This is a genomic window from Terriglobus aquaticus, from assembly GCF_025685415.1.
Classification (GTDB): Bacteria; Acidobacteriota; Terriglobia; order Terriglobales; family Acidobacteriaceae; genus Terriglobus; species Terriglobus aquaticus.
In genome coordinates this window covers 3,906,121-3,932,426 of sequence record NZ_JAGSYB010000001.1, presented here as the reverse complement: position 1 = coordinate 3,932,426, position 26,306 = coordinate 3,906,121, and the positions used below count along the sequence as shown (strand labels likewise).

Annotated in this window: 18 protein-coding genes; 7 read left to right on the top strand and 11 right to left on the bottom strand. The window is 62.9% G+C overall.

What is annotated here, in order from left to right:
• Positions 1-52: 52 nt before the first annotated feature.
• Positions 53-580 (top strand): LPS assembly lipoprotein LptE, encoded by a 528-nt coding sequence (gene lptE, locus OHL12_RS16245; protein WP_263414865.1) that lies wholly within the window; start codon positions 53-55, stop codon positions 578-580.
• Positions 581-603: 23 nt separating this feature from the next.
• Positions 604-1,767 (top strand): DNA polymerase III subunit delta, encoded by a 1,164-nt coding sequence (gene holA / locus OHL12_RS16240; RefSeq protein WP_263414864.1) that lies wholly within the window; start codon positions 604-606, stop codon positions 1,765-1,767.
• 9 nt (positions 1,768-1,776) lie between these two features.
• Here holA and OHL12_RS16235 read toward each other — a convergent pair whose 3' ends face one another.
• Together OHL12_RS16235 and OHL12_RS16230 are read right to left on the bottom strand one after the other, a co-directional pair.
• Complete coding sequence (locus OHL12_RS16235) at positions 1,777-2,991, bottom strand: 3'-5' exoribonuclease YhaM family protein (RefSeq protein ID WP_263414863.1); 1,215 nt, start codon at positions 2,989-2,991, stop codon at positions 1,777-1,779.
• Between the two features lie 56 nt (positions 2,992-3,047).
• The gene (locus OHL12_RS16230; protein WP_263414862.1) at positions 3,048-5,225 is read right to left on the bottom strand and encodes a peptidylprolyl isomerase; all 2,178 of its coding nucleotides are present in this window, start codon (positions 5,223-5,225) and stop codon (positions 3,048-3,050) included.
• 244 nt (positions 5,226-5,469) lie between these two features.
• Between OHL12_RS16230 and gltX the strand changes: the two genes are divergently transcribed.
• A complete protein-coding gene (gltX, locus tag OHL12_RS16225) occupies positions 5,470-7,029 on the top strand; it encodes a glutamate--tRNA ligase (RefSeq protein ID WP_263414861.1) in 1,560 nt (519 codons plus the stop codon).
• Between the two features lie 48 nt (positions 7,030-7,077).
• Here gltX and OHL12_RS16220 read toward each other — a convergent pair whose 3' ends face one another.
• The 3 genes from OHL12_RS16220 to OHL12_RS16210 all read right to left on the bottom strand — a co-directional run bounded on the left by OHL12_RS16220 (position 7,078) and on the right by OHL12_RS16210 (position 8,665).
• Complete coding sequence (locus tag OHL12_RS16220; RefSeq protein ID WP_263414860.1) at positions 7,078-7,362, bottom strand: hypothetical protein; 285 nt, start codon at positions 7,360-7,362, stop codon at positions 7,078-7,080.
• 128 nt (positions 7,363-7,490) lie between these two features.
• A complete protein-coding gene (locus OHL12_RS16215; protein ID WP_263414859.1) occupies positions 7,491-8,030 on the bottom strand; it encodes a protein-disulfide reductase DsbD N-terminal domain-containing protein in 540 nt (179 codons plus the stop codon).
• An 8-nt stretch (positions 8,031-8,038) separates the two neighbouring features.
• Positions 8,039-8,665, bottom strand: coding sequence for a TlpA family protein disulfide reductase (locus OHL12_RS16210; protein ID WP_263414858.1), 627 nt, complete (start codon positions 8,663-8,665; stop codon positions 8,039-8,041).
• 166 nt (positions 8,666-8,831) lie between these two features.
• Between OHL12_RS16210 and OHL12_RS16205 the strand changes: the two genes are divergently transcribed.
• The 3 genes from OHL12_RS16205 (at position 8,832) to OHL12_RS16195 (ending at position 14,309) form a co-directional block, all read left to right on the top strand.
• Complete coding sequence (locus tag OHL12_RS16205) at positions 8,832-10,724, top strand: proline--tRNA ligase (RefSeq protein ID WP_263414857.1); 1,893 nt, start codon at positions 8,832-8,834, stop codon at positions 10,722-10,724.
• A gap of 48 nt (positions 10,725-10,772) precedes the next feature.
• A complete protein-coding gene (locus OHL12_RS16200; protein ID WP_263414856.1) occupies positions 10,773-13,367 on the top strand; it encodes a transglycosylase domain-containing protein in 2,595 nt (864 codons plus the stop codon).
• A gap of 609 nt (positions 13,368-13,976) precedes the next feature.
• Positions 13,977-14,309 carry a helix-turn-helix domain-containing protein gene (locus OHL12_RS16195; RefSeq protein ID WP_263414855.1) on the top strand — a complete coding sequence of 111 codons (333 nt, stop codon included), beginning with the start codon at positions 13,977-13,979 and terminating at the stop codon, positions 14,307-14,309.
• A 348-nt stretch (positions 14,310-14,657) separates the two neighbouring features.
• Here the strand turns inward: OHL12_RS16195 and OHL12_RS16190 are convergent, their stop codons facing one another.
• The 3 genes from OHL12_RS16190 to OHL12_RS16180 form a co-directional block, all read right to left on the bottom strand.
• Positions 14,658-18,569 carry an Ig-like domain-containing protein gene (locus tag OHL12_RS16190; protein WP_263414854.1) on the bottom strand — a complete coding sequence of 1,304 codons (3,912 nt, stop codon included), beginning with the start codon at positions 18,567-18,569 and terminating at the stop codon, positions 14,658-14,660.
• Between the two features lie 67 nt (positions 18,570-18,636).
• Positions 18,637-21,111, bottom strand: coding sequence for a serine/threonine-protein kinase (locus OHL12_RS16185; RefSeq protein WP_263414853.1), 2,475 nt, complete (start codon positions 21,109-21,111; stop codon positions 18,637-18,639).
• 54 nt (positions 21,112-21,165) lie between these two features.
• Positions 21,166-21,738: an ECF-type sigma factor gene (locus OHL12_RS16180; protein ID WP_263414852.1), complete on the bottom strand. Its 573-nt coding sequence runs from the start codon at positions 21,736-21,738 to the stop codon at positions 21,166-21,168.
• Positions 21,739-22,059: 321 nt separating this feature from the next.
• Between OHL12_RS16180 and OHL12_RS16175 the strand changes: the two genes are divergently transcribed.
• A complete protein-coding gene (locus OHL12_RS16175; protein WP_263414851.1) occupies positions 22,060-22,755 on the top strand; it encodes a Crp/Fnr family transcriptional regulator in 696 nt (231 codons plus the stop codon).
• A 140-nt stretch (positions 22,756-22,895) separates the two neighbouring features.
• Here the strand turns inward: OHL12_RS16175 and OHL12_RS16170 are convergent, their stop codons facing one another.
• The 3 genes from OHL12_RS16170 to OHL12_RS16160 all read right to left on the bottom strand — a co-directional run bounded on the left by OHL12_RS16170 (position 22,896) and on the right by OHL12_RS16160 (position 26,166).
• Positions 22,896-24,053 (bottom strand): sensor histidine kinase, encoded by a 1,158-nt coding sequence (locus OHL12_RS16170; protein WP_263414850.1) that lies wholly within the window; start codon positions 24,051-24,053, stop codon positions 22,896-22,898.
• Positions 24,043-25,554: an ATPase domain-containing protein gene (locus tag OHL12_RS16165; RefSeq protein ID WP_263414849.1), complete on the bottom strand. Its 1,512-nt coding sequence runs from the start codon at positions 25,552-25,554 to the stop codon at positions 24,043-24,045. Before OHL12_RS16165 ends, OHL12_RS16170 begins: the two co-directional genes overlap by 11 nt.
• Positions 25,555-25,686: 132 nt before the next feature.
• Positions 25,687-26,166 (bottom strand): hypothetical protein, encoded by a 480-nt coding sequence (locus OHL12_RS16160; RefSeq protein ID WP_263414848.1) that lies wholly within the window; start codon positions 26,164-26,166, stop codon positions 25,687-25,689.
• Positions 26,167-26,306: the final 140 nt, after the last annotated feature.

Sequence of the window (26,306 nt, the reverse complement as noted above, 5' to 3'; positions counted from 1 at the left end):
GGGCCGGCGCGGCCGAAAGGGGCGGTGGCGACCGGTCTGCGATGATACTTGCATGAGGTTGCGTGCGTTCGCTGCGGTTCCCGGTGTCTTTCTGCTGCTACTGGCCGGGTGCGGGTACCACGCTGCTGGCAACGCGAATCACATTCCTGGAAACGTGCGAACACTGGCCGTGCCGGTCTTTGCGACACGTGCCCAGCAGTACCGGACGGAAGTCGTGTTCACGGAGGCCGTGATCCACGAGCTGAACACGCGCACGCGCTACCGCATCGTGAACACATCGGACGCGGACAAGAGCGACGCAGTGCTGAAAGGCACGATCCTGAGCGAAAACATCGCTCCGCTGACCTATGACGCAGCGAGCGGCGCCACCTCGTCCTACCTGGTCACGGTGCAGGCGCAGATGACCCTGGTCGGCGGCGACGGCCACGTTCTCTATAGCAACGACAAGTTCCTGTTCCGGGAGCAGTTCCAGTCCACGCAGGACCTGAGCGCCTTCATTCAGGAAGATAGCCCGGCAGTGCGCCGGTTGGCACGGGATTTTGCGCAGGCTGCGGTGAGTGATCTGCTGAATTCCTTCTAACCTGAGCCAAGTAAACTCGCCGTATGCCTCCGCTTCGCTCCTTCGCCGCTGTCGATCGTTTCCTGGCGGAGCTGGGCACGCCCGCAATGCGGCCCGGCTACGTTCTGCTCGGTCAGGAGCCGTTTCTGTATCAGCGCGCTCGCGCGGGTGTTTTGGAAAAGCTCGTGCCGCCCGATCTGCGGGACTTCTGCCTGCATGACCTTGAGCTGGGCAGCGAGACGACGATCTTCGACGCGCTGGACCTGGCGCAGACACCATCGCTCATGGCTCCTTTCCAGGTCCTGTTCGTTCGCGGCCTGAAGACGCTGTACGGCCGCGGCGTCAAGAAGGACGAGTTTGCCGCGCTCGATCGCTACTTCCGCGCACCCAACCCTCAGGCCCTGCTGATCTTCGTCGCGGACCACCTGAGCCTGCCCGCTGACCTGCGCCGGTTAGACCGCGAAGACAAAGACCGATACGACCGCATCCGCGAGACGCTTGGGGACCATTGCGGCATTGTCGAGCTGCAGGCCGTAGCTGAGCCCGACGCCATGGAGTGGGTCCAGCAGACCGCGCAGGAACGAAGCGTTGCCATCGAGCCGGACGCCGCACGCGAACTGGTGGACGCACTCGCGGGTCAGATGATGACCGTAGCGCAGGAGCTGGAGAAGCTGATCCTCTATGTAAGCCAGCCTGCCCGCGCCGAAACAAGCGTCACCGCGAAGCCGAACACGATCACCTTGTCTGACGTCGAGACGATGGTCCTCGCGGCCAAGCAGCGCTCGCTCTATGAGCTGACGGATGCGATCAGCCGCCGCGACCGGCCGCAGGCTCTTCTGCTGCTGCGCGGTCTGCTGAACGCCAGCGACGGCGGCGAGGATTCCGCCATCGGCCACCTGTACATGCTGGCCCGCACGTTCCGCCAGATGCTCGTGCTACAGGAGAACAATGTGCGCGACAGCCGCTCGATGTGGAGCGTGCTCTGGCCCGGATTCCGCATGCCGCCCTTTGCGGCCGACGACCTGATTGCACAGGCTCGCCGCTACAAGTCACGGGGAGATCTGTCCGGAGCGCTTCGCCTGATCGCCCGGGCCGACCAGGAGATTCGGTCCAGCCCCGTGGACAAGTCGCTCGTGCTGGAACGGCTGGTGCTCGATCTGGCGTCGCCAGGCAAAGCGGTTCAGCAGGAGCTGGCGGCGCACGCCTGACCTACCCCGCTAGCGAGCTCCGAACAACGTAATCAGTTCCTCGGAGGTCGCGGCCTGCAGCGGGTCCTCCGTTGTACTGTCCGCAACGGCTGTGCCCTCGTGCACCGGTGTCGGCAACTCGTCCAGCGGCGGCGCAGCACCTTCCTCAGCACAGGGCGCAGGCTCTTCCTCGATCGGCTGAACCTGGCCCTCCTGCGCAGCTTCGAGCTCCGGCTCCACAGCCGGCGCGGTACGCGCGGCTGGATCGCCCGCCAGGTAGGCGCGCGAGTTCAGCAGGGCGCGCTCCATAGACCGCGAGTAGTCGGTGACCTCGTCAGCGGCGCGCCCGGCCTCCACCGCCTTCGCGAACTCCGCTCGCATATTTTGCATCTTCGCTTCGAGGTCATCTAGCGCGCTGAAGACGACAGCCTCGGGAGTCATGGGCAGCTTGGGCGATCCGAACTCGAAACGGCCGTGATGCGACAGGATCAGGTGCTCCACCAGCACACGAAGCCGGTCGGGGAAGCCCGGGATCGCGGCAGCCTTATCCCGAACCAGGCCGATGCCGATGGTGATGTGCCCCAGTAATTGACCTTCCGTGGTGTAGGTGAACGAGCGCTTCCACGCCAGCTCCCGCACCTTGCCCATGTCGTGCAGAATGGCCGCGGTCACCAGCAGGTCGGGATCAACCTCGTCGGGGTACTGCGGCGCAACACGCAGACACAGCCGCACCAGGAACACCACGTGCTCCAGGAGGCCGCCGAGCCATGCATGATGCAGCATCTTGGCTGCAGGTGCCTCGCGAAATGCGGGGCCAAGTTCTGGGTCATTCAGGAATGCTCGGACGAGGGCTTGCAAATACGGGTTCGCGAAAGCGTCCACATAGCCGGTCAACTCCTCCCACAGCACATCCACGTCATACTGCGAGGTGGGCTGGAAGTCGCCCGCATCCACTTCGCTTTCGGCCGCGTTCCGCATCCGTTGCAGGCTCAGTTGGAAGCGTCCGTTGTACCGCTCCACCCTGCCCTGCACCTTCACATAGCAGCCCGCGCTGCAGTTATCCAGCACCTCTGCGAAGTCTTCCCACATGCGCGCGTCGAAGCTGCCGGTGCGATCCGCTAGCGTCAGCGCCAGGTACTGGCCGCCACCTTTCTTCTCCCGGGCAGAGAGCGAAGCGAGCAGGAAGTATGAGGTGATGACCGCGTTCTCATGCCGCGCGGCGTCGTGAATGAAGAAGTCCTTCATAGCAAAAGCATAGCCGCTCCATGGGAGCGGCTATGCTTTGCTGCGGTAAGTGATGCCTACTGCGGAGGCGCGGTCGGGTTAGGAGTCAGCGTGCCTGGACCAGGAGTGGTCGTCCCGTTCTGCGTGGGCGTACCGGCCGGCAGCGTGGTCCCGGCGGGCGGCTGTGCGTCGGTGGGCAGCGGCGAAGCATCCTTCGCAGGGTCCGTCACAGGCTGACGCCCGCGACGCTGCTTGTCCTCTTCCTTGCTGTTCTCGGCCGGCAGGTTCCCCGTCGCGGACGAAGCCGATGGCGTTCCCGTAGTCTGCTGCGGTCCATTCTGCTGGTGCAGCCGATCCGGCAAGCCGTTATCGACCAGATCAGGCTTCTTCTCCGGAGTAGTCTGCTGCAGCCGCTGCTTGTCCTCGCCCTTCTGCCGCTTCTTTTTCTTCTTGCTCGTGTCACCAGCTAAACCGAGCGCAGTTTGCTGCTGGGCGGCGTCCTGCTTCTCAGCCGTCGTTGCAGGGTCCGGCTTCGCGGTGACACGGGCGATGGTCTTATCGACCTTGACTTCCTTTTTCTTTTCCTTGACCTCGGGTTCGCGGTCGGAAAAGCGCGTCTTCTTGCGCGCGGGCGCAAGCGGGGTCAGCGGATCGCTCTCGCTTGCCACGTTGACCGTGTTGTTGGTCGAAACGGGAGCGAGCGCAGTGCCCGGAGCACCGTTGCCGCTGCCGGATGCTGCGGCCGTACCGGCGCCGCTGCCGCTGCCGAAGGCGCCTGCGTTCACGCCGGTTGCGGCTACGGCCGGGTTGGTGCCGGGCATTCCCAGCGCATCCTGGCCGGACGCGCTCGGCTCGCGCGTTCCAGTCGTCGTCGTGGTGGCGGCATCACTAATCTCGTCCGGCAAAGCCTCACGCGGAGCCTGGCCGAAACGCACCTTTTCGCGCTTCACCTTCTTGGGCTTGCCGTGCTTGTCTAGCTGGACGTTGGCCAGCGGCTGCACGGTGTTCCCCTTGGCGGTCAGGCCCGCGTCCTGCAGCCGGGCACGATCGCGAGCGGCGATCAGACGACGCTTGTTTTCCGTCTTCTTCTTCGGAACGGGAGCGGTGTACGCCGTGAACACAGGCTTGGTCTGCTTCGGGCTTGCGCCGGAGTCGACAAACCCGGGCCGCACGTCCACATAGCTGTCCTCGCGCAGCTTGGTCAGGTAGGCGCGCAGCGCTGGCTGGATCTGGTCCTGGTACATCGCGTTCTGTACGTCCGATTCGATCTTGTCCAGCGAAGGTGTTCCCGCCTGCACGTGGTCCACCGTCTTCAGGATCACAAAGCCCTGGCGGGTGCGGATCGGGTCCGTGAACTCGCCCGTCTGCTGCGCAAAGGTGCGATCCTCCAGCACCTTGGCAAGCTGGCCGCGCTTGAACACGCCCAGGTCGCCGCCCTGCGCTGCCGTGGGGCCTCCGGATTCAGCCTTCGCGGTCGCGGCGAAGTCCGCTCCACCCTTCAACTTGTTATAGATCGCATCGGCCTTGGTCTTCGCCTGCTCGATCTCCGCGTCGGTCGCCGTGGCGCTTACCGGAACCAGGATCTCCGAGAGCTTCACCTGCTCGGGCATCGCGAATTCGGCCTTGTGCGCCTCGTAGAACCGTTCCTCATCCGCATGGGTCATGTGGATGTTGCGGCCCACCTCATCCCGGACCACGCTCTGCGTCATGATCTGGTTGCGAATGTTGGACTTGAAGTCCTCATAGCTGACGCCCTGGCGACGTGCCGCCTGTTCCAGGGCTTCCATCGTGGGCAGATTGTTCTGCTTGCGGATCTCATCCAGCCGGCGCGTCAGTTCGGCATCTGGATTGATGTTCAGTTCCTTGGCCTTGCTGATCAGCAGCTGCTGGTCGATCAGGTCGCGCAACAGGTTGCGCTGCCGATCGGCGGCATCCCCGGCCTGCGCGCCGCCCTGCGCAATCTCCTGCTGCAGCAGGTCTTCGCCACGCATCAAGTCCGAACGGGAGATGATCTGGTCGTTTACGCGTGCGATCACCTCTTCGGCCACTTCGCCGTTGGGCGTGATGGCAGGGGTGGTCGGGAATACGGGCGCGGGAACCGGACCGGCCGGAGCGGCGATGCCCGGCGTCTGATACCGCGGCGTGGGCATGGTTTGCGGCGCCTGCTGGGCGGAAACGGTTACGGCCGCGAGCGCCAGCCCCGAACCTACACCGGCCAGGACCAATGCACGCGAGAAAAAGGAAAAACGGGTCATGCGTACCTGCATTCAGAAGCTGCAGCGCAGCGGCGCTTCCCCGGTTGGACGAACCCGGCGGCAAGGCGGTAGGCGCTGTGCATATTCTATGCGTTCGCGGGTGCGGCGGTCAGGCGACGCTCCGCTTTCATCCCTGCCGGCCGGCTTGACACGTTCAAGGTCCGGTTTGCGCCAGCTTCCGACTCTTCAGACCGGTACGGCCGCTGTTCACCTCCCGCGGAGCCGCTGCTACCCTTGAACCTGAATGATTTCCGAGCAGTTTGCACTTCCCTCCCGCAACCCAAAACAGGCCGGCACGGTGCGCGTGCGCATCGCACCGTCACCCACCGGCGACCCGCACGTGGGCACTGCCTACATCGGGCTGCTGAACTACCTCTTCGCCAAGCAGCGCGGCGGCGCGTTCGTTCTGCGCATCGAGGACACCGACCGTACCCGCTTCGTCGCCACCAGCGAGCAGATGATCTTTGACGCGCTGCGCTGGGTCGGCCTCACCTGGGACGAGGGCCCGGATGTCGGCGGCCCCTACGGCCCTTACCGCCAGAGCGAGCGCACCGAAATCTACCGCGAGTACTGCGACAAGCTCATCGCCAGCGGCCACGCCTATCGCGCGTTTGAAACGCCGGAAGAACTGGAAGCCGAACGCAAGCAGCAAATGGCGGCCAAGCTACCGCCCAAGTACAACGGGCCGTCGCGCAACTACACGCCCCAGCAGGCCGAGGCCGCCGTGGCCGAGGGCAAGCCCTACACGGTTCGCCTGCGCGTGCCCGACGGCGACAAGCCGGCAGGAACCGCCAGCACCACCTTCCGCGACGAACTGCGTGGCGACATCACCTTCGATCACGTGAACGTGGACGACCAGGTGCTGCTGAAGTCCGACGGCTACCCGACTTACCACCTGGCGAACGTTGTCGACGACCACCTGATGGGCATCACCGACGTGATCCGCGCCGAAGAGTGGATCAGTTCCACGCCGAAGCACGTGCTGCTGTACCAGGCGTTTGGATGGGACCTGCCGCGTTTCTGGCATATGCCGCTGCTTCGCAACGTCGACAAGTCGAAAATCTCGAAACGCAAAAATCCCGTCTCGCTCATCTACTACCGCCAGGCTGGGTACCTGCCGCAGGCGCTGCTGAACTTCCTGGGCCTGATGGGCGGCGGCATGGCGCAGCCGACCGAGCAGGAGATCGTCAGCAAGGGCCTTGATACCAAGCTGGCCGACGTCTTCTCGCTCGAGGACATGCTGGAGCGCTACGACTTCCATCGCATTTCGCTCGGCGGACCAGTATTTGACCTGACCAAGCTGAAGTGGATGAACGGCGAGTACCTGCGCGCTATGAACCCGGACGCGTTCTTCGATGCGCTGCGCCAGACGATCTTCAGCGACAGCTACCTGCGCGAGATCGCACCGCTGGTGCAGACGCGCATGGAGACGCTAGCTCAGTTCGGCGACATGGCCGACTTCTTTTTCAAGGACGACGTGCAGCCCTCGCCCGACGTCTTCGTTCCGAAGAAGCGCACGTTGGAAGAAACGCTTGCTTTCGCTGGCGACCTGTTGACGGTGCTCGAAGCCGCTGCGTGGGAGACCACTGCAATTGACGCAGCCATGCGCACGCTGCTGACGGACAAGCAGTGGAGCGTCAAGGAAGCCTTCATGCTCTTGCGCGCGATCATCACCGGCAAGACCGCGTCGCCGCCGCTGTTGGAGTCGCTGATCGTACTGGGCAAGGCACGCTCACTCGACCGCATGCGCCGCTTCCTCGACGCCCAGAAGAAAGCGCTGGCTCTAGCCGGCCGCGGCAAGTAACGCAGCAATCACGCGAGGTGAACAAGGGCTCACGTCAGCGTGAGCCCTTCAGTCTTGACCCGTCTCCCGCAGACCTCTGCGATGCCGTGCGGCATCCAGCAGCGGCGCAGTCACAGCTCCCACGCTCGTACCCACGACTGCGCCAATTGCATCCACCACCATGTCCGTGTATTCCAGCGGATTGGCATAGAGCCGCCATTCCACCAGCTCCGTCACGCATCCCAGCGCGGCGATCGCCGCACACAGGCCGGCGCGCACATTGGGTGAGTCGGTCCCCCAAGCCGCCAGCAGGGCGATGCCCCCGAACACGATCAGGTGAACCAGCGGATGCAAGGGCCCGGAAGAGTGGAGAAGCGAACGCTTGCTGATCGGCAGAAAGCTACCAAACAAAGCTGCACCCGAGGCAAGCAGGGCGACGAGGGCGGGCCAGCGGCGAGCACGCCTTGCGCCGGATCGCACGGCTAGCGCGCGGTGAATGGCTGCTCCACTGGCAGCGTCTTGGGCGGGTAGCACGCGGCCTGGTCGCAGGCCTGGTAACGCAGAACGCCGATGAGGCTACGCTGGCCCGGTTGCGCGACGACGTGAGCAGTGAGCACCACCTCGTTGGTGTAAACATCCAGCTTGGTCTGCGGTTCGAAGCTGAAGCTGTACGGCTGGCCTGCCGGAAAATCAACCGTCTGCACCTTGATCCCGTCGCCTTCGCCGATGGCGATCTTGGTCGGGATTAGCATTTCGCTCTTCGGCGTGTGCGAGTTGATGTGGAAACCGGGATCCACGTGGAAGTGCAGCAGGACGGTCGCCGGCTTGTTTGCTGCAATCGTCTGCGGCTCCGCGGCGAACTGCACGTGGCCTTTCGCGGCGGGCCTGGTGGATTGACCGAGGTCGATCGCCTGCGCGCCTACTCGCCGGGCCACAAAGAAAAGCGCGGCAAACGCCACGACCAGCACGAGTGCAAAGCAAACAGCGTAGGTGATGCGGGTCCGTGTGGAAACAGCTTGCATCGTCACTCCTACTGCAGGATCTTCTGGACGTTGGCTTCGGCTTCGTCCTTGCTGGCCAAGCCGATCGCTTCCGCACGAACCACGCCATTCTTGTCGATGTAGAACGTCGCCGGCAGCATGTCTAAGCCGCCGTATGCATCGCCGATCTTGTGATCGCTCAGCAGGATCGAGTACGACACGTTCAGGCGCTTCACCGTGTCGGCCACTTCGCTCTTCAGCTTGTCGGGTTTCACCTCGTCGTCTTCATCGACGCCGACCACCTGCAGACCCTGCCCGGCATATTTTTTATTAAACTCCTCGAACCAGGGCATTTCCACCTTGCATGGGGCGCACCATGTCGCCCAGAAGTTCAGAAGCACGGGCTTGCCCTTCAGGTCGTTCAGGCTCACCCGCTTGCCGTCCATGCTGGTCAAGGTGAATACAGGTGCGGGCTTGCCGCGAAGATCGGGTGCGGAACCGAACTGCGATGCGGCCTCGCTGATGGAGGCGGTCGCTCCCGGCTTGTCCACCTGCATCGCCTGAATCTGCGGCTGCTTGGCCTCTTCGGCTTTGCGCCTCTGGTTGCTGCGAATGCCAGACACTACCAGCAGCGCAACCACGACCACGATCAATCCACCTACCAGCGCGTTCCGCATCTCTGTCCTGTACCTCTTCCAACCAGCCCTGCGTGAGCAGATGCTGCATCGACAGATTACGATGCCGTCTCCTCGGGCGGATCAGCCTCTGGGATGACTTCGCTGGCGGTTCGACGTGTGCGGACCCGTAAAATGAGCAGAACAAACGCCGAGGAACGCCCAACTTATGCAACGCTGGTCCACCCTGTTCATCCCCACCCTGCGCGAAGCTCCTGCCGATGCCGAGGTCGCCAGCCATCAACTGCTGTTGCGCGCGGGCTACATCCGACAGTTGGGCGCGGGCATTTACAGCTATCTGCCGCTTGGCTGGCGCGCGGTGAACAAGATCGTCGGCATCGTCCGCGAAGAGATGGACAAGATCGCGCAGGAGTTCTACTTGCCCGCACTGAACCCGCGCGAGGTGTGGGAAGAGAGCGGCCGATGGACCGGCATGGGCGACAACATGTTTCGCCTGAAAGATCGCAAGGGCGCGGACCTGGCCCTGGGCATGACCCACGAAGAGGTGATGACCAGCATCGCTCGCAACGAACTGCGCAGCTACAAGCAACTGCCGCAGATCTGGTACCAGATCCAGACCAAGTTCCGCGACGAGCCACGGCCCAAGAGCGGTCTGTTGCGTGTGCGCCAGTTCACGATGAAGGATTCGTATTCGTTCGACATCGACCAGGCCGGTCTGGACAAGAGCTACGACCTGCACGACGCTGCGTACCGCCGCATCTTCACGCGCTGCGGCCTGGAGTTTGTGGGAGTGGACGCCGACTCGGGCGCGATGGGCGGATCGCAGTCGCAGGAGTTCATGGTGTACACCGAGGCCGGTGAGGACTGGATCGCGAGCGCGCGCGACGAGAACGGCACCGTGGTCTATGCCGCCAACATCGAGAAAGCCACGTCCAAGCTCGACGACATTCAGGACCTGGAGCCCACTGGCGATGGCCTGCCCGAACTCGTCCACACGCCCGGCAAAGCAGCCATCGCGGATGTGGCGGAGTTCTTCGGCATCTCCGCCGCACAGGACATCAAGTGCGTCGCCTACATGGGCCAGGCACCCGGCCCGGACGGCACCACGCTGGAAAAACCGGTGATTGCGTTCCTGCGTGGCGATCACCAGGTGAACGAGACGAAACTGGCCGGTGCCGCTCGCTGCGATGATCTGCGCCCGATGCAGGCGGACGAACTTCAGCGCTACTTTGACGGCCCTGCCGGCTATCTAGGCCCCATCGGCCTTACCGTGCTGCCGGCCGACGCCTTCGCAGTCAACCGCGGCTTTTACGACGCCGCAGCGCTGGGCAAAGCGAAGTCGTTGAGCGCGGAGGTTGCCAGCATCTTCAAGAACGAGCGCGCAGCAACCGTGGTGCTCGACTCCGCCCTGGAGGGCCGCAAGAACCTGGTCGCCGGTGCCAACAAGCAGGACTATCACTTCCGCAACGTGACGCCCGGGCGCGACTTCAAGTGGACCGTCGCTGCGGACATTCGCAACGTAAGCGCGGGCGAGCCCGACCCCGTCGCCGGCCTGCCGCTACGGCTGGGCAAGGCGGTCGAGATCGGTCACATCTTCAAGCTGGGCTACAAATATTCGGAGTCCATGGGCGCGCGCGTTCTGGACAGGAACGGCAAGGAAACCACGCCGATCATGGGATCGTACGGCATCGGCATTGAGCGCATCCTGACCGCCGCGATCGAGCAGAGCGCGGCCAGGTTCGGCAAGAACGATCGCGGCGAATGGAGCTATGCCCTGCCCGCCGCCATCGCACCGTATCCGGTTGTTGTCACCGTCACCAAGCAAAGCGATACCGCGCTGGCCGAGGCCGGCGAGAAGATCGCCACAGCTCTCCACGCCGCGGGCGTCGACGTTCTGCTGGACGACCGCGACGGCTCTGCCGGTGTGAAGTTCAAAGATGCCGACCTCATCGGGGCGCCCTACCGCGTGAACATCGGCAAAAAGCTGGCCGACGGGCAAGTGGAGCTGGTGGACCGTCTGCGCGGCGAGACGCTGGATGTCGCAGTGGACGATGTGGTTCCGGCCGTGCGCAAGCGGCTGGCGGCTGCGTCGAACCTTTAGCTCCCGCGCGTACCGCCGCCGGGCACGACGGAGACAAGGACCCAACGGATGGCAGTGAAGGTAAGGCTCGGGAACAGCGGCCGGTACGACCAGGGATCGATGCGCGGCGTGCGGCGGGGCCGTCCGTTGTGGCAGCGGGCCATGCTCTTTCTGGGCGCGGTTGCGCTCGTCTTCGCCGTGATCGGCGGCGTGATCTACGCCTACTACTACCACCAGTACGAACAGATTGTGGACGAGCGCCTGGCGGCGGGCCCGCTGTTTGTGTCCACATCGCAGATCTACGCCGCGCCGCGCGAGATCCGCCCCGGTCAGCACTTCACCGTAGAACAGATCGCGCAGGACCTCCGCAAGGCTGGCTACAACGTGAACCAGCGCATGGGTACCTACCAGTTGCTGGCGGGCAGCATCAGCATCAAGCCGGGCCCGGCGTCGTTTCACTCGCCTGACGGCGCCACCATCACCGACGATGGAACCAGCATCGCCAAGATCACCGCCGACAACGGTGTAGAGTTGCGCAGCTATGAGCTGGAGCCGCAACTGATCACAGGCCTGAGCGAAGACAAAAACCGCACCAAGCGCCGCCTCATCACCTACTCGCAAATACCCAAGGTGCTGGTGCAGGCCGTGACGGCGATCGAGGACCGTCGCTTCTTTGAGCATGGCGGCGTTAACTTCTACCGGCTGGCCGGCTGCGCCGTGGAAGACGCGGTCAGCGGCAAGAAGGAATGTGGCGGATCGACGCTGACCATGCAGTTGGCGCGCGGGTTCTTCCTGTCTCCCAAGAAGGACATCACCCGCAAGCTGCGCGAGATCATGATCACGTTGCAGCTTGAATCGCGCTTCAGCAAAGAGCAGATCTTTGAGATGTACGCCAACCAGATCAACCTGGGGCAGCGCGGATCGTTTGCGATCAACGGCTTCGGCGAGGCGGCGCAGGCGTATTTCGGCAAAGACGTAACCCGGCTGAACGTGGCAGAGGCGGCGATGCTGGCCGGGCTCATCCAGCGCCCAAACTACTTCAACCCCTTCCGCCACCCGGAGCGCATGCTGGAGCGGCGCAACGTGGTGCTGAAGTCGATGATCGAGACCGGCGCGCTTACGGAGGCGCAGTCCGAAGCGGCGCAGGCCGAACCGCTGCACCTGGTGCCACAGAACATTGACGCAAACGAAGCGCCCTACTTCGTCGACCTGGTGCACGATCAGCTCAACTCGCGGCTGGGCGACACCACCCAGAGCGGAACTCTGCGGATCTACACCTCCCTCGATCCCGACCTGCAGCGTGCGGCCAGTGAAGCCGTCGATGTGGGCATGCGGCAGGTAGACGAGGAAGTCCGGCGCCTGCACCATGGCGAGGCGAACTTCCCCATGCCACAGGTGGCGCTGGTTGCGCTGAACCCGCACACCGGCCAGGTGCTGGCGCTGGTGGGCGGCCGCAACTACGGCCAGTCCCAGTTGAACCACGCCACCAGCAAGCGGCCTACAGGCTCCATCTTCAAGCCGTTTGTGTATGCCACCGCCGAGATGGACACGGTGCGCGGCCAGCAGATCGGCTCTACCGTGGACGACGAGGGCAACCAGACCGGCGGCGGCATGTTTACCGCCGTCACCCCGCTCAGCGATGTGCCCACCACCTTCACTTACGACAACGGCCGCTCGACCTATACCCCGCGTAATTTCAAGGGCGCCTTCCACGGCACGGTGACGGCAATCTATGCGCTGGCGCACTCGCTGAACAATGCGACAGTGTCGCTGGGCCAGCAGGTGGGCTTCGAAAACGTGGCGGCACTGGGCAGGGCCAGCGGTGTGGTGACTGCCAAAGGCACACCAGCCGTTGCCTTGGGCGCGTACGATGCCACGCCGCTGGACATGGCGGGCGCGTACACCGTCTTCGCCAACGGCGGAGTCCACATCACCCCGTGGATGCTCAAGGCCGTACGCAACGATAAGGCCGACATTGTGGCCGACTTCACGCCGGAAGCGTCGCAGGTGATGGACCCCAAGGCGGCCTACCTGACGCAGTCACTACTGCAGGGCGTCATGGATTTCGGCTACGGCGTAGCCGTTCGGCAGAGAGGTTTCAAGGCGCCAGCCGCAGGCAAAACCGGCACCAGCCACGACGCCTGGTTCGCCGCCTACTCCAGCAACCTGCTTTGCGTAGTCTGGGTGGGCAACGACGATTACACAGACATCAAGCTGACCGGTGCAGTTGCCGCCGCGCCGATCTGGGCGGAGTTCATGAACCGCGCCGCCCGGCTGCCGCAGTACAGCGATATGCAGTCGTTCACGGCACCAGACGGCATCACCAGCGTGAAGCTGGACAAGGTCACCAACCTGCTAGCAGACGAAACCTGCCCCAACGACTACGTCGCCGCCTTTTTAGAGGGAACGCAGCCGCAAAGCACTTGCAGCCGCATGGGCGGAAATACAAACAATCTCGGAGACTTGCTGGGGAGCTTCGACGGCGCGGGCGGCGGCACCCGGGCGCCGGACGGGGCGCCGTCTCCCAACCCGCCCAACTCGCTCCCGGATGGCACTCCCGGCGAGCCGCAGGATCGCAAGCATCGCAACTTCTTTCAAAAGCTCTTTGGCGGGGGCGGCGACGATCGCAGGGATCGGCAGAGCGCACCTCCTGACCCTCAGTAGGCGACCTTCGATCGCATGTCCTCTGGTGCGGAGATCGCTCCGGTTCGGTCCGGAACTGCGTCCGTTATGGATGCAGCTGTAGCTCTGTTCTTCCCAGGGGAGTTTCACGCGATCAGTGAACGCAACTCATGTTTTTGAGCTGTAGGTCCGAGCTCGTTTTACCGAAAAGCTGTCGGGAATGGTCCCCAATTGTCGGCAGCATCCGATGTTGCCGCTTATCTCCGACAAAGCTTCGCGCCGACTGCGGCATAGTTCAAAGGGTGCGGCGTTCCTGGCTCCTACCGGGAGATGCTGCACGGAAACGCCGCAGCCTCTTCGGACCAGGTTCTCCTGCCAAGTGCCGAAATAGGCCGGAACGGACACTAGCTGCCGCAGCGCCTCAATTTTGGTGCAGCAACGCCACCATGTGGCGTTTTTTGACGCAGTTGTTGTCAATAGCCGTCGCGCATCTATTGATTTCAGGTAGCATCTTCCTAGTCATGGAAAGCCGGAGCATTGAGACGGCATCCCGTGAAGGAACAAGCTTTACCTGAACGCTATATCGGCGAACGACGGAAATTACTTAGACAAATCAAAACACCGTCGCGCTGAGTGAACACAGGAGATTTCATGTCGTATTCCATTCCCAGACTGTCTTACGCTCCCACCAGCCGTCCCGCGAATATGCCTCCAGCGACCCTTTCGGGCAGCTACGGAGCCATGCGGCCGGCCCCAACCGAGAGAACGTTGCCGAAGGATGTGAGCACTCGCTTCGGGAACCGCCTCCGTGAACTGCGCCGTGAACGCAACATGACCCAGTTGCGCATGGCAACCGATTTCGGAATCGATCGCAGCTTCATCAGCGACGTGGAGCGCGGCCGCAAGTCGATCTCCCTGCCCATGCTGGAAGTCATCGCCTTGGGCATGCGTGTTTCGCTGTCCGACCTGCTGCGCGACCTGTAAACCATAGAACTGTTCGAAAACCGAAAGACGCCCGCAACCGCAGCAACTCCTGCACAGTGTTGAGCGGACTTCGCGAACAGTTGCTTTCCTCACCTTAGCCGTACGTTGTTGCTTGCCACGGTTTTCTTGCGCCTAACTGAGTTTGGAAGAGCCCTCGGATCTGAGGGCTCTTCGCCTTTCTGGCGTCCGTTCAGCCGCCACAATGCGGGAAATGTAGCCACCCCCCCCAAGGCATGCTCTCCGGTCGGCGTCGCTATGCGCGGCAACCTTTGCAGGGGTCAAGAAAAGCGGGCACACCCAGAGGGTGTGCCCGCCGTCCAAGCCGCCGGGTTCCCGGCCGCAGTCTTGTTACTGCACCACCACCGTAAGCGGGGTGGTACTGGTGGTTCCGTTCACCGTAACTACCAGCGGGACCGTGTAGGTGCCCACCGGCGTCGTTGGAGTGCTGGGTGTACTGCTGCCACCACAGCCGGAGATGCCCGCCACCGCAGTGGTAAGCACTACCAGCATGAGCAGCAGACCCAGGCGATGGCGGCGGAAGGCGAAGCCGGCGAGCCCAAGTGGCAGGAACAACGTAGCTGCCACAACCTGGGTCAGTCGCATACCGAGCGAATCGCGCCGCAGCAGCGCTTGCGTTGCCGCCTGCGTGCTGAAGGTGAGCGTGGTGGTTTGCGCCGTGCTCGAACTGCTGAACGTGAGCGTGGCGGGTTGGAAAGAGCAGGAAGCGTTACTGGGAAGCGTGCCGCAACTGAACGAGAGCGCTCCCGAGTACGCGCCCGTAGGCGTGGCGGTGATGGTGGCGGTGCCGCTGGAGCCGTGCGTCACCGTCAGCGTGGTCGGGCTGACCGAGATGGCGATCGTGGCAGCGGTGATGGTTTGCGTGTAGGCGGCAGAGTTCGACGCGAGGAAGTTGCTATCGCCCCCGTAACTCGCCACGATGCTGTTCGAACCCACGGGTAGCGTGGAGATCTGCAGTGTCGCGACGCCGCTGCTGTTCAGCGTTCCCGTTCCGAGCGTGGTGGTGCCCTGCAGGAAGGTGACCGTTCCCGTGGGGACGCCCGTGGTAGCTGCGGTGACAGTCGCGGTCAACGTAACCGCCGCGCCAGTGGCCGCGGTTGCAGCCGACGAGGTAAGTTGAGTGGTCGTCGCCACCTTCTGAACGATCACCTGTGTTACCGACCCGGTGGATGCGGCGAAGTTGGTATCGCCTCCATACACCGCGTAGATGGTGTGGGTACCGACCGCAAGTGAGTTCGTCGCGAACGTCGCATGAGCGCCAGTTACCGATCCCGTGCCAAGCTGGGTTCCGCCCGCAGTTGGATTGCCATCGTAGAACGTCACCGTTCCCGTCGGTGTCCCGCTGGCCGTGGAGGTAACCGCCGCTGTGAAGCTAACGCTGCTCCCTACCGGCGCGGTCGGTGTTGAACTGAGCACGGTGGTGCTGGTGGTCGCCGTGCTGTTTGCGGTGAACGTAACAGCGGACGAGGTGCTGACGTCGTAGTTGGTGTCGCCACCGTAGCTTGCGGTGAGCGTGTAGGTGCCGGCCGCGGGTGCCGTGCCCGTGAAGGTTGCGGTGCCCGTGCTGTCCACAGTTCCGGTGCCGATCTTGGTCGCGGGTGTGGTGTTAGTGAACTGGAAGGTCACGGTACCCGTCAGCGCCGGCGTGGTCTGATAAAGTCCGGCGACCACCGCCTTATAAGTAACATTCGCACCTTGGCTTGCCGGGTTCGGGGTGGCGCTTGCAGTCACTTGGGTGGGCTGCAGCACCTTGCTCAGCTTCACGAAGAAGGGGTGATTCCCTGCTCCGGTGGTTGCCGCGGTCTGATAGGTGCCTGTTGTTGCGGCAAACATCGTGTCCGTCGTAGCGCCGGTGAAGTAGATGTTGTCCGCGCCGTCGAGAGCGAGGCCGCCCGCGACCGAGACGCTGTGGTCCTGGTAACTCGGATTCGTGAAACGAGTAGAGAAGAGCAGCTTGCTCAGGTCTGCGGTGAAGGTGCTGATCGCGAGATTGTTGCCGCTGTGATACGCCTGCAGCGGATTGACCTGTGGGAAGTCGCCGCCGCCGTCCGAGGAGTAGCCGTAGACGTAAACCTGGCCCTTGCTGTCCAGTCGAACCTGGTAGCCCTTGGACTCTGCCGATCGCAGGTGCGGACCGCCTAGGAATGTGCCTGCGAGGATCTGGGTTCCTTTGGTGTTGAGCTTGACAACAAACGTCGAATCACAGCGATCGATGTAGCCGGATGCAGTGGGATCGATGTTTCCAGTGTTGTTGGGGCAGGTCGCCTGGAACCCGCCAGTGCCGACGGGAAAGGTGGACTCGAACGTGTAGCCGGTCACGTAGACGTTGTTGCTGCTGTCGGCCACCAGGCCTAGTACCTGCTGGTCGGGAATATTGCTGCCCTGCGAGGTGGCGGTGCCCCCCAGACGCGTGGAGTAAACCAGTGAGGCTGAACCGGACTTGGTGGTGTCGATCGCGGCAACATAGCCGTCGATCGTGTTGCAGTACATGCCGCCATAGTTTGTGCCGGGCGAGGTGCAGGCAGCCTTGATCGCTCCGGCGGTGACTGGCAGATTCGTCGCGTCGGTGTAGCCGCCGAGGAAGGCCACCCCGTTGGCGCCGACCGTCATGGTCGTTGGGTAGGTGTCTGCACCGGTGGTGTTGTCACCGAAAAAGGTGCCGTACAGCAGCGTGTGACCGTCGTTGGAGAATTTACTGAGGAACGCCGCGATGCCGATACCCTGATCGTTGCCGTGGCCATTTGCCGCGCTGGCTACGGTCAAGTATCCGCTGGATGTAATGCCGGGAAACTGGGAGTTGCTGGTCGGCAGTTGTCCTGGGGTGAGGTCGGCGGTGCTGAAGACGTTGACCTGACCGGACAGGTAAATGTTGCCCGTTGCATCCAGCTGAATCGAGTTCGGATACACGGGGGTGGTGCCGCCAAGATAGCTGGAGTAAAGCAGCCGGCTGCCATCGGCGCTGAGCTTGGCGAAGTAAGCGGGCGTATTCAGCGACTGGTAGCCGGCACCGCCGCCACGGGCGTAGTAGCCGTCGCACTGGGCCTGGACCCCGCCGGGAAAGTTTGGGACACCTGCAATGCAATGAGCTTGAAACGCGTCCGGCGTCACCGGGAATGTATCTGACCCGGTGCGGCCGAACAGGTAGGCCACGCCGGCGGAGTCCACCGTGAGGGCGTCGCCGTACTCGTAGGACTGTGTGCCGGAGAGGTAGGTGGCGTAGACCAGACTGGTGCCATCCGCGCTCAACTTGGCGACGAATGCCGCCGTCTGCCCGCTGCCGCTGCAGTACTGACCATAGTTCGGCGCGGCCGGCCCGCAGGTGCCCTGGTAGGCGTTGGCCGTGACAGGAAACGTGGAGTCGTTGGTGGTGCCGAGCATGTAAAGCTCGCCCGAGCTGGCCACAGCGATCTGGCTCAAGTTGGTCTGTTGCACGCCGGTACCGAGAGTTCCGGTGTAGACAAGCGTGGGATCGATGACCAGATCGCGGCTGTGATCATAGCTGCCGAGCTTGAAGCCGACACGTCCGTCGGCAATCTGGAACTCCGCGGCAACGGGCACGCGCTTACCGTCTATCTGCTGATAGGCGACTGGCTTGTCGAAGCGAAGCTCGCTTCCGTTTGCGGTGGGCAGCACAAGTCCACCGTCCTGGTTTGCATGCGCCTTGGTGCCTTGGAACTGCAGTTGAATCTGCGTGGGATCTGCATTTGCTGCCACCACGAAGTCGTATTCGAGTGTCGATCCGTGGCCGTAGTACTTCAGGTCGACGCCCGGGTATACCTCAGCCAGGCTGACACTGTTGTACTGCGGCAGGCCGGTGTGCCATTGGCTGTGGTCATTGCCGCGCAGGTAGTTGACCGTGCCGGGCAGCACATCGCCGGTACTCGCTGACGGAGTCGCATTTCCGCCCACCAGGTGCATGCGCACAGCCATGTCGGTTTTCAACCGTGCCTGGCCGTGGGCGTCCTTGCCGAAGGTTGCGGTTTCGAGCACAGCATCGGCACCGGTCAGGTAAACCGTGGACTCGGGCGTGCGCGCGACGAACTGAACCGCAGGGTCGGACTGGCCGCGGTTGGGTTGAAAGCCGAGCGGCAGGTGCCCGAACGCGCTGACCGCGTTGCGCTGCTGCGTTGGGTTGGAAGAAGGCGTGACAGAGACCGGTCGAATCTGCGCAAGCGCGCAGCTACCAGCCAACAGCGGCAGCAATGCGGTGGCGAAGCCACGCAAGGTGGATCGAATAGACATCGGAGGAAACCTCTGTCCCCTACGGCGTCAGATCGCGGCGGGTTGTGTCATCCCCTAACCGCAAAATCTACGCATGCGGCGTTTGGGCGGACAGCCGAGCGAGCAAGGCGTGATTGTCCGTCTGGATCTGCCGGCTCATGATGGACAGCGACGAGAGGCTCGCGAAAATCGTATCCGCCTCGCGCGAGGCCTCCAGAGCTTCGCGCGACTTACCTTGCCCGGCCAGACCTTTCGCCAGCACGCTGTAGGTGAGTGCCATGGCGGCACTATTGTGTTTCATCTTCCCCGACTGCGCGGCGAGTGCCTCGCGCGCCAGCGAGACCGCCTGCCCCGCATCGCCCTGCTGCATGCGAGCCTGCGCCAGAGTGGTCAAAGTGTAGCCAACTTCAGGGTTGCCGGGCAGTGACTTACGCCAGACCGGGATCGCCGGTTCCAGCAACTGAATCGCTTCGCCAGCACGGTGCTCTTTGACCAGGAGGCGCGCCAGCGGAACCTGTAATTCCAGGCTGCCGAGGTCGCTCGGCCCTTTGCAGGCCACGATGCTCGAGTAGCCAGCCTGGTAGTTGCGCAGGGCGGACTCGTCCTTCCCCTGGTTCATGTCCAGATCACCCAGCAGATCCAAACCAAATGACTGATCGCACGAGGTGTACGGCTGGCGGCGTTGGATGGCAAGCGACTCCTCAATGGCACGCCTGGCGCGGTCCAACTCGTTTGTTCGCGAGTACAAGGTCGCCAGGTTGCCGAGAGCCCAGGAAAGCTCCCGGTCCGGGATCGCAGACTTACGGCTTTCGTCTAGAGTTCGTTGCAGCAGCGCGGCGTCAGACGCCAGCCGTACGCCGCTGTTGTAGCGATTGGAGACATAGAAGTTGACAATCCATAGCCGTTGCGCCGCAGTTACGCCCTTGCGATCCTGCAGATGCATGGCTTCGTCCAGCAGCCGCGCTGCCTCGTCATAGTGGCCCAGCTCCGACTGCACCATGCCCGCGAAACCGGTGGCTTCTGCAGCCATTGGTATGTCGCCGGCCTGTGTTGCTTCGCTTCGAACGGCTATCAGCACCGGCAGCGCGTGATCGAAATCCGAGTTGTCGAACATGGACTCACCGAGGCTGAGCCGGGCCGACCGTTGATCGGCGGCATCGTGGATGAACTCCGGCAGAGCCGTCACCCCAAGCTGGAGAAACTCAGAAATCGTAGTTGCGGGGCGGCCCGTATAGTTCGTGTTCGCCAGGCGCAAGACGCTGTAGAGGAAGTTCTGCATGCGTTCCGCGCGCTCGCCCTGTCGCAGAGCCTGCTGCTGGCGAACATACCCAAACGTAGCCGCTGTAACCAACGCCAGCAGCACGGCTGCGACGGAAACGACCGGCTTCCAGTTGCGGCGCAGAAACTTTCCGGAACGGTAGCGAAGCGTCCGTTTCCTGGCCGCAACCGGTCGCCCTTGCAGGTACCGCCGCAAGTCGTCCGCGAGCCGGTCTACTGAGACGTACCGGTCACCGGGGCGGCTGCGCAGGCATCTGGCCACGATACTTGCCAGATCGCCGCGCAAACGTTGCCGCAGTGCTGCCGCCGAGCCTTCGGCCCGCAAGCTCGCCGCGTCCTCACTCACCGTTTCAGTGATGGCTGGCGGCTCCTGCTCGCGCAGTGCATGCTCCATGACCAGAACTCCGGACGCCGCGCCCCAAGGACGTTCTCCGGACAACAACTCATAGAGCACGGCACCGAGGCCATACACGTCACACGCGGTGCTGACCGGCTGGCCGCGCATCTGCTCCGGGCTGGCGTACGCCGGGGTAGCAAGCACGGTGGTGGTGAGCGCGGAGTCCGGGTCAACCAGCTTGCTCGTGCCAAAGTCCAGCAACTTCGCTTCGCCGCTACGCGAGACGAGGATGTTGCTGGGCTTTAGGTCAAGGTGCACCACGAGCATGCGGTGGGCATAGGAGACGGCATCGCATACCTGCAAGAAGAGCTGGATGCGATCTCGAATGGGCATGCGTTGCGTGTCGCACGTGCCGGTCAACGTGTCACCGTCAACAAACTCCATCGCGAGGAACGGCTGGCCTTCGTCGGAAAAGCCTGCGTCGAGCATGCGCGTGATGTGCGGGTGGTCGAGCGTGGCGATAATCTGCTGTTCGCGCAGAAACCGCGCTTCCATGGCGAGCCCGGCAGCGTGCAGGCTCAGCACCTTCACAGCACAGCGCTGCACCGCTCCGCCCAGCACGCGCTGCGCCAGGTACACCGCTCCCAGGCCACCGCTCCCAATAAGCCGCAGCAGTTTGTAAGGTCCGACTCGGCCCGGGGATGCTGGACCGGAAGGCGCAGTGGACGCCGGGTCCACCTCACTTTCCGCATCGGCTTCTAACAGTTCCAGCACCCGCGTTACCAGCTCCGCATCCTGGGTAGCGGCACGCAGGATGCGGGTGCGTTCACCAGGCTCGGCCGCCGCAGCCATGTGGTACAGCTTCTGCAAATCGGCCCAATGCGCGGCCTCCCACTCTCGTGGTGAAGTGCTCGAAAGCGAGCTTGGGAGTTCTGTCTCGTCCGGCATGCGCTCCTGTTTCAGGACCTCACTGCTGTTGGCGCGAAACATAGAGGTGTTGTGTCAGGCCCGAATGACAGAGGGAGCTAAGCGGGTTTGCAACCAGGACCTTGCGAAGCGCAGATCGCGGTCCACGCTGGCCTTGGAAAGGCCCATCAGGTCGGCGGTCTCTTCGGCCGTAAACCCCAGGATGAACCGCAATTCCACCATGCGGCACTTGCGCGGGTCCACCGCGTCCAGGTCGGACAGCGCGTTGTCGAGGTCCAGGATGTTCTCAGGCGCCGCGTCAGCCCAGAGGATTTCATCGGTCAGCGGAATCGCCTGCCCGCCGTCGCGCTTGGCACGACCCTGGCCGCGGGCGAAGTCCACCAGGATGCGGCGCATGAGCCGCGCCGCGAAGCTATAGAAATGCTCGCGGTTGTTGAATTCCAGCTTGCGCTGTTGCACCAGCTTCAGAAACAGCTCGTTGACCACGCCGGTTGGCTGCAGCAAGTGCCCGCGGCGTTCGCGCTGCATCAGCGAAGCAGCCAGGGCCCGCAGTTGCGGGTACACCAGTTGAAACAGGTGGTCAGAGTCGACAGGCTTGCCACCGCCCCACTCACGCAGCAGTTGTGTGATCTCCCCAGGCTGGTCCATCGGTGATTCGCAGTGTATGCGAAGTACGTCAAATAGCGACAGAAAAGTCGCCGGAAGGCGGCGGTACAGGTGACACACCCCGCGCAATAGTAGTTGACCAGACCCGCTGACTCGACACGCATTCACGAGGGGCGGGGACCCTTACTAGTTCATAACGCGGGGTTTCGGGCGCCGCAGCAACCGGATCCAGTGATGTTTTTCCTGCGCCGTGTCCGGCAGCGAACAGACAAGTTGCAAAGCCTCTTCTTACGCTCATCGAGATAGCCGCGTGTTTCGTGCGACACAGGGTCGTTCCGATGCCGTTTGGAAGAGGGTTGGTATTTGGCAGATCGATTCCGCAATCGCTTCGTTGAGGCGGTTCACAACGCAACAGGCATTGATCTTGCAAAACATTGCGAGCACGTGTCGCTTCCGAACCGGACGGTGCTGTACCGGGCTGATTCCCGGCCGGACTGTGTTCGATTTCTTACGTCGGGCGTTGCGTCCGTCGTGAACACCATGGCTTCCGGCGTTTCCATCGAAGTCGGCATGTTTGGCTGCGAAGGCTTCGCCGAAGCGACTCACTTGCTTGGCCCGCTGCGCGGGCAGAAGAGTTCTGTCGTGCAGGTGACCGGAAGCGCGTACCGCATGGACTTTTCGCGGTTCGAGCGGGAGTTCTGCCGCAACTCTGCCATTCGCGATCTGGTGCTGAAGGTTGCGCAGATGGAAAGCCTGGCTGCGGCGCAGATTGCAGCATGCAACGGTCTGCACGGCGTGAATGCGCGGCTGGCTCGGTGGCTGCTGATGGTGAACGACCGGACAGAGGAAGCGGAGCTGCCGCTGACGCACGAGTATCTAAGCGAGCTGCTTGGGATTCGGCGGCCGTCGATTTCGGTGAGTGCCGGCTACCTGCAACGGATGGGCATGATCGAGTACCACCGAGGGATGATTCGGGTCGAGCGGCGCGATCTGCTGGAGAGTGCAGCGTGCGAGTGCTACTGGGTGTTGCGGTCGATGCGGGACAACCTGTTCCGGTAGGCGCCACTTTGCTTTCTCGGTAAGTCTATTTCGCTCGATTCAACGGTTCGGGTCGCGCAAGTTCCAGTGAGCGAGCTTGACACGGTTGTGTCGAGCGAACGGCGTATGCTGTGGCAGCCGCTCCTGAACGAACGAGCCGATCAAACCGAAGTGGAAAGCTCACACGGCAGGAACAGCCGAAAGAGGGTCCCGGCACGATTTCCCGCTTGACGGCTGCGCACCTGCAAGGACCCACCGTGCTTGCGTGCGATGTCTGCGGAGATCCAGAGGCCGAGGCCCGTTCCGTTGATGCCCTTCGTCGTGTAGAAAGCCTCAAAGATCCGCTGGGCAACATGGTCTGGCATGCCATGGCCCGTATCGGACAGCAGGATGGCCAAGCCGGGTTCGCCTGAGGTGGGGTGGACGGCGCGGTGGGAGTAGATCTGCAGGACACCCCCGAGGCGCATCGCATCGATGGCATTGCTTACCAGGTTGCTGAGCACCTGGCGAATCTCTCCTTCGCGGCAAACCACCTGTGTGTTGTCGCGGAAGTCGGTGATCAGGCGTACGTGGTTGTTGGACAACCGGCCCGCGTAGATGGCGAGCACGGGTGCCAGTAGATCGGCAGCACCCAGGCGTTGAGGCCGTGTGCTTTGGCGATGAAAACGCAGGCTTTGCTGGGTGATGTGGGCGGCACGGGCCAGCTCTTTGTCCGCAGCTTCAAGGTAGCCGCGCGTTTCGAGCGAGAGATTCGCATCCTGCTGGGCAAGATACAGCAGGTTGGTGAGGGACTCGAGCGGATTGTTGATCTCGTGCGAGATGGAGGCGGCAAGGCGGCCGACGGCGGCGAGTTTCTCACTTTCGACGAGCTTTGCCGCGGCTTTGTCGCGCTGCTCGATGGCACTGCGCACTTCATACTGGCGCATGCGGCTTTTGAGCGCCGCTCGAGCCAGACTGAGCAGTGTGGCAGGGCGAATGGGTCGCTCGACCAGTGTGGCAGACGGCAGGTGTTGCAGAAGAGCCTCCAGGTGCGCGCTGGCCGTAGCCTTGGCGTGTCCCGGCAGCAGAAGAAGAAGCGGAACGTCGGACCAGTGCGGCTGCGCCTGGATGGCTTGTCGCAATTGGGAGATGCCACCGTCGCCCAGCGTTTCCGCAGCGATCACAAGCGCGCCCACTTCTCCGCTGCTGACCGCTTTCGATGCAACCGAGAGGTTTGGAACGACCTCCGCCGCCATGCCCGCCTGAGTAAACGCGGTTTCGAGCAAGGATGCATCACGGCCGACCGGGGCGAGCACCAGAAGTGTGTGCTCAATTGCCAAGGAAGGTTTCTCGCTGGCTGCTGCCCACCGCAGAGTCCGGCGGTCTGTTGCCGAGATAGGTAGGAACACCCGTCAGCACGCCCTGAAAATCTTCCAGCGCCTCGCCCACCTGGATGCGGTTGTCCTGAAACGTTAGCTCTCGCAACGTGCGCTCGTGGTTCCCGACGCGCTTCTTGAGCACGGCAAGGCTTTGGCGAATGCGGCCGGAGGCTTCGAAGTAGCGGAGAAGCAGAACGGTGTCGGACAGATAGCTGACGTCCACCTGTGCCTGCATCGTTCCGACAAGTCCGTGCTGCGTCATGATGAGCAGGCTGACCACGCCTTTCTGATTCAGAAAGGCGAGCAGTTCATGCAGATGCAGAAGCAGGTCCGTTTCACCCGGCATGGAATTGAGGAAGCCGTTGAGACTATCGATCACGACAAGCTTGGTATGCCGGTCTTCTACATCGCGACGGATCTGCCAGATGAACTCGCCGGGCGAAAGCTCCGCGGGGTCGACCTGTGACATGGCAAGGGTGCCGGCGTCGATCAGGGGGCGGACGTCGAGGCCCAGACCTTCGGCACGCTCCTGCGCGGTGCGCAGAACTTCGTCGAACGCATAGATGATGGCGCGCTCGCCTTGGCTCGCTGCCGTATAGGCGTACTGCATGGCGATGGAGCTTTTGCCACTTCCTGTGGGTCCGATGATCAGCGTGCTGGAGCCACGGGGGATGCCGCCGCCGAACAGCTTGTCCAGTTGCGGCAGACCGCTCTGAACGACGGTGTGCTCGAAGGTCGTGCTGTGCTCTGCGGCGACCAGGCGCGGGTAGACGATCACGCCTTCGTAGTGGATGTTGTAGTCGTGGAAGCCTTCGCGGAAGGTGGATCCGCGAAGCTTGAGGATTTCGATCTGCCGGCGCGTGACGCCAAAGGTGCGCGCCAGCTTTTCCAAGCGAATCACGCCGTGAGCGATGCTCTGGAGCTGGCGATCGTGGCCATCGGAGGTGCGATCGTCAAGCATGAGCACGGTTGTTCTGCGGCCCGCGAAGAAGCGCTTGAGGGCGAGCAACTGGCGGCGATAGCGGATGTTGTCGACGGCAAGCAGGCGGAGTTCAGAGAGTGAGTCGATGACGAGGCGGGTTGGCTTCGCCTTCTCGACCTCGGCGGACATGCGGTCGATGGTGCTGGACAGCTCTACGTCGGTCGGATGGAAGACGGTGTATTGCTCATCGGAACCGAGGGAAGCTTCGTCCGGGATGAACTCGACGACAGGAACGACGGAGAAGTCCCAGCCGTGTGAGTCAGCGGATCTGCGCAGTTCCTGTTCGGGTTCGGACAAGCTGAGATAGAGAACGGGTTCGTTGCGGCGGATGCCTTCCAGCAGGAACTGCATGGCGATTGTGGTCTTGCCAGTGCCTGGGTCGCCTTCGAGCAGGTACATTTCGCCGCCGGGCAGGCCGCCTTGGAGGATGTCGTCCAGACCGGGGACGCCGGTGTTCATTCGTTGGTTGGGTTCCGGCATGCCTTGGTTGGATGCTCCTTGGACTGCTTCATCATCGTCGAAAAGTGGGGAGCGGTAAAGTTTTTGGCGATCGGTTGGGTGGGGTGTGTCCCCTGGGGTGGGTGATTTTGTAAGTTCTTGTCCTGCTTGGGGTTAGGGTTGGATTGGGGCTGTAAGTTCTTGACTGGCAGGAACTTGCGCGTAAGTTACTGCGGGACAGGGAGTTACGGGCGGTTTTGGGGTGCTGTCCGTGGCGGTCTGGAGCGCTCGGAGGTTGTTGCTGGCGAGCTGGAGGCCGTAGAGGAGGGTGGAGGCTCGGCCGTGGTCGATGCGCTGGTCGGCGAGGGCGTTGAGGACGGTGGAGATGGCGACCTGGATGGAGGCGGCGTCCTCGAGCGGGCCGAGGGTGTAGCGCTTGGCGAAGGGTTCGATGGCTTCGACGCGGTGCCACTTGTCTTCGTTGTCGACGATGGCGACGTTGAGGGCCGGGGTGGTCTTCTTATTGGGCTTGTTCCGGCGGCGGTAGAGGGTGTGGTAGTAGCAGAAGTGGCGTCCGCTCCAGGCGGGCGACTCGCACTTCTCGCCGTTGGTGAGGATGTGGCGGCAACTGGGGAATCCTACGGTCTGGCCCATGAGGTTCTTTCTCCTGAAATGGCAACGGGCCAGCCCTTGATGGGCTGGCCCGTTGCTCTGTTCTTGTGTGCTCTTTCAGTTTACTAGGTTTGAGGAAATACCATGCCAGCCGTAAGCTGTTCACCCCACCGCACTTAGGC

What these genes read in the sequence shown, in the direction of transcription:
- lptE (WP_263414865.1), top strand. Translation starts at nt 53, where the DNA reads ATGAGGTTGCGTGCGTTCGCTGCGGTTCCCGGTGTCTTTCTGCTGCTA.
- holA (WP_263414864.1), top strand. Translation starts at nt 604, where the DNA reads ATGCCTCCGCTTCGCTCCTTCGCCGCTGTCGATCGTTTCCTGGCGGAG.
- OHL12_RS16235 (WP_263414863.1), bottom strand. Translation starts at nt 2,991, where the DNA reads ATGAAGGACTTCTTCATTCACGACGCCGCGCGGCATGAGAACGCGGTC.
- OHL12_RS16230 (WP_263414862.1), bottom strand. Translation starts at nt 5,225, where the DNA reads ATGACCCGTTTTTCCTTTTTCTCGCGTGCATTGGTCCTGGCCGGTGTA.
- gltX (WP_263414861.1), top strand. Translation starts at nt 5,470, where the DNA reads ATGATTTCCGAGCAGTTTGCACTTCCCTCCCGCAACCCAAAACAGGCC.
- OHL12_RS16215 (WP_263414859.1), bottom strand. Translation starts at nt 8,030, where the DNA reads ATGCAAGCTGTTTCCACACGGACCCGCATCACCTACGCTGTTTGCTTT.
- OHL12_RS16210 (WP_263414858.1), bottom strand. Translation starts at nt 8,665, where the DNA reads ATGCGGAACGCGCTGGTAGGTGGATTGATCGTGGTCGTGGTTGCGCTG.
- OHL12_RS16205 (WP_263414857.1), top strand. Translation starts at nt 8,832, where the DNA reads ATGCAACGCTGGTCCACCCTGTTCATCCCCACCCTGCGCGAAGCTCCT.
- OHL12_RS16200 (WP_263414856.1), top strand. Translation starts at nt 10,773, where the DNA reads ATGGCAGTGAAGGTAAGGCTCGGGAACAGCGGCCGGTACGACCAGGGA.
- OHL12_RS16195 (WP_263414855.1), top strand. Translation starts at nt 13,977, where the DNA reads ATGTCGTATTCCATTCCCAGACTGTCTTACGCTCCCACCAGCCGTCCC.
- OHL12_RS16190 (WP_263414854.1), bottom strand. Translation starts at nt 18,569, where the DNA reads ATGTCTATTCGATCCACCTTGCGTGGCTTCGCCACCGCATTGCTGCCG.
- OHL12_RS16185 (WP_263414853.1), bottom strand. Translation starts at nt 21,111, where the DNA reads ATGCCGGACGAGACAGAACTCCCAAGCTCGCTTTCGAGCACTTCACCA.
- OHL12_RS16180 (WP_263414852.1), bottom strand. Translation starts at nt 21,738, where the DNA reads ATGGACCAGCCTGGGGAGATCACACAACTGCTGCGTGAGTGGGGCGGT.
- OHL12_RS16165 (WP_263414849.1), bottom strand. Translation starts at nt 25,554, where the DNA reads ATGCCGGAACCCAACCAACGAATGAACACCGGCGTCCCCGGTCTGGAC.
- OHL12_RS16160 (WP_263414848.1), bottom strand. Translation starts at nt 26,166, where the DNA reads ATGGGCCAGACCGTAGGATTCCCCAGTTGCCGCCACATCCTCACCAAC.